General features: G+C 48.5%; 1 protein-coding gene and 1 pseudogene. Both read left to right on the forward strand.

Going from position 1 to position 480, the window contains the following annotated elements; all coding sequences use genetic code 11:
• On the forward strand, positions 1 to 180 hold a 180-nt coding region (locus HBA93_RS18470), incomplete at its 5' end, for a hypothetical protein (RefSeq protein ID WP_221724271.1).
• Positions 177 to 480, forward strand: a pseudogene (locus tag HBA93_RS18475) (hypothetical protein); the annotation flags it as partial. The gene HBA93_RS18470 and the pseudogene HBA93_RS18475, both read left to right, overlap by 4 nt.

A 480-nucleotide genomic window follows, 5' to 3' on the forward strand; every position in this document is an offset into this window, starting at 1 on the left:
GATCATGACAGAATGGCAACCCTGCTTAACCGCAAAACACAGACCGATATTACCGGCCACGCTGAATCCATCCGCAAAATTTCAGGTGGCACCGCTGAAACAGCCATCACCAAAACGATTGTTGAAATTTACAACAAGGGGCTGAGTATCAATCTTATTGAGATTGGAGTCGGCAAATGAGCTTTAAGCCGATTTTATTCTCAACACCAATGGTGAACGCCCTGCTAGAGGGCAGAAAGACACAGACGCGGCGCATCCTGAGAGAGCAGCCAGAAGTTTTCGCCGTAGATGAACAAGGAACGCTTTGTGATGTGTATCCAGTCCATACCGAAGGCGAAGCCGTACCGCGCGTTGCTCTCGGCCACAACGGTTCAGGTGTCATTACAAAGCAAAAACTCGCCTATGCAAAGGGTGATAAGCTGTGGGTTCGTGAAGGCTTAACCACTGATAGTAACGACCAAGGCAAGAGATGGATAACTT

Source organism: Ochrobactrum sp. SFR4 (assembly GCF_019730395.1).
Classification (GTDB): Bacteria; Pseudomonadota; Alphaproteobacteria; order Rhizobiales; family Rhizobiaceae; genus Pseudochrobactrum.